This is a genomic window from Vibrio sp. MED222, assembly GCF_000153005.1.
Lineage (GTDB): Bacteria > Pseudomonadota > Gammaproteobacteria > Enterobacterales > Vibrionaceae > Vibrio > Vibrio tasmaniensis_A.
This window is the reverse complement of sequence record NZ_CH902609.1, coordinates 391,032-393,017: the sequence shown is the minus strand read 5'-3', so window position 1 is coordinate 393,017 and position 1,986 is coordinate 391,032. Positions and strand designations below refer to the sequence as shown.

Annotated in this window: 4 tRNA genes and 3 other annotated features; all 4 genes read right to left on the bottom strand. The window is 47.1% G+C overall.

What is annotated here, in order from left to right:
* Nucleotides 1–41: 41 nt before the first annotated feature.
* Nucleotides 42–541: a sequence feature (23S ribosomal RNA rRNA prediction is too short), on the bottom strand.
* Between the two features lie 362 nt (nucleotides 542–903).
* The 4 genes from MED222_RS05335 to MED222_RS05350 all read right to left on the bottom strand — a co-directional run bounded on the left by MED222_RS05335 (nucleotide 904) and on the right by MED222_RS05350 (nucleotide 1,266).
* Nucleotides 904–979, bottom strand: a tRNA-Val gene (locus MED222_RS05335).
* Nucleotides 980–1,011: 32 nt separating this feature from the next.
* Nucleotides 1,012–1,087 (bottom strand) — tRNA-Ala (locus tag MED222_RS05340).
* 25 nt (nucleotides 1,088–1,112) lie between these two features.
* Nucleotides 1,113–1,188 (bottom strand) — tRNA-Lys (locus tag MED222_RS05345).
* 2 nt (nucleotides 1,189–1,190) lie between these two features.
* Nucleotides 1,191–1,266 (bottom strand) — tRNA-Glu (locus MED222_RS05350).
* Between the two features lie 135 nt (nucleotides 1,267–1,401).
* Nucleotides 1,402–1,536: a sequence feature (16S ribosomal RNA rRNA prediction is too short), on the bottom strand.
* A gap of 13 nt (nucleotides 1,537–1,549) precedes the next feature.
* Nucleotides 1,550–1,986 (bottom strand) — a sequence feature (16S ribosomal RNA rRNA prediction is too short).

The following is a 1,986-nucleotide window of genomic DNA, read 5'->3' as shown; positions in this document are numbered from 1 at the left end:
AAAGGTACGCAGTCACACCACGAAGGTGCTCTACTGCTTGTACGTACACGGTTTCAGGTTCTATTTCACTCCCCTCACAGGGGTTCTTTTCGCCTTTCCCTCACGGTACTGGTTCACTATCGGTCAGTCAGTAGTATTTAGCCTTGGAGGATGGTCCCCCCATATTCAGACAGGATATCACGTGTCCCGCCCTACTCGTTTTCACTGATTATGAGATGTCGATTACGGGGCTATCACCCTTTATTGCGAGACTTTCCAGACTCTTCATCTGTCTCATTAAAAGCTTAAGGGCTAATCCAATTTCGCTCGCCGCTACTTTCGGAATCTCGGTTGATTTCTCTTCCTCGGGGTACTTAGATGTTTCAGTTCCCCCGGTTTGCCTCCTGTTGCTATGTATTCACAACAGGATACTTACTTATGTAAGTGGGTTTCCCCATTCAGGAATCCCAGACTCAAAAGGTTATTACTACCTAATCTGGGCTTATCGCAAGTTATTACGCCTTTCATCGCCTCTGACTGCCAAGGCATCCACCGTGTACGCTTAGTCACTTAACCATACAACCCGAAAGGGTTTCTATTTGCTTTCACTTTAAAAAGTGAAGACAAATAAGCGTATGGCAACTAACCAAGGTTTTTGGTTGTCATCAAGAAGGGTTAATTCTTGATGACTGTTTGCCGGACTCAATTGTGAATCAAACTAACGTTTGATTCGAATACAAGACACTTGAATGTGTTTGTTGTGTTTATCTAATGAAAGATAAACATTGAGAACTTTTAAATTTGATTGAATTACTCGTAAGTAAATCAATCAGTCAGCTTTCCAAATTGTTAAAGAGCAAGAGTTTTAAAGCGTTAAACTATTAAAACCATTTTTAAACACTCTCTTACGAGAATGCTTAAAGATGGTGGGCGATACCGGGCTCGAACCAGTGACCCCCTGCTTGTAAGGCAGGTGCTCTCCCAACTGAGCTAATCGCCCATGATAGTTTTAATTCCTTCATGGAGAAAGAATGGTGGAGCTATGCGGGATCGAACCGCAGACCTCCTGCGTGCAAGGCAGGCGCTCTCCCAGCTGAGCTATAGCCCCATATTTTTATTTCCTTGGGAGGAAATGGTGGGTCGTGCAGGATTCGAACCTGCGACCAATTGATTAAAAGTCAACTGCTCTACCAACTGAGCTAACGACCCAATGGTATCCCGTAGGGGAGTCGAACCCCTGTTACCGCCGTGAAAGGGCGGTGTCCTAGGCCTCTAGACGAACGGGACACTGCTAATTTATCTCCACTTTAAAGTAGAAACAAACTTCGAAGAACCTTGGGAGTTCTTCTTCTCTTTGCTTTTCTAAACCTAATCAATCTGTGTGGACACTCATCGTAAGTATCTTCGTATAAGGAGGTGATCCAGCCCCAGGTTCCCCTAGGGCTACCTTGTTACGACTTCACCCCAGTCATGAACCACAAAGTGGTGAGCGTCCTCCCCGAAAGGTTAAACTACCCACTTCTTTTGCAGCCCACTCCCATGGTGTGACGGGCGGTGTGTACAAGGCCCGGGAACGTATTCACCGTGACATTCTGATTCACGATTACTAGCGATTCCGACTTCATGGAGTCGAGTTGCAGACTCCAATCCGGACTACGACGCACTTTTTGGGATTCGCTCACTATCGCTAGCTTGCTGCCCTCTGTATGCGCCATTGTAGCACGTGTGTAGCCCTACTCGTAAGGGCCATGATGACTTGACGTCGTCCCCACCTTCCTCCGGTTTATCACCGGCAGTCTCCCTGGAGTTCCCGACATTACTCGCTGGCAAACAAGGATAAGGGTTGCGCTCGTTGCGGGACTTAACCCAACATTTCACAACACGAGCTGACGACAGCCATGCAGCACCTGTCTCAGAGCTCCCGAAGGCACACCTGTGTCTCCACTGGCTTCTCTGGATGTCAAGAGTAGGTAAGGTTCTTCGCGTTGCATCGAATTAAACCACATG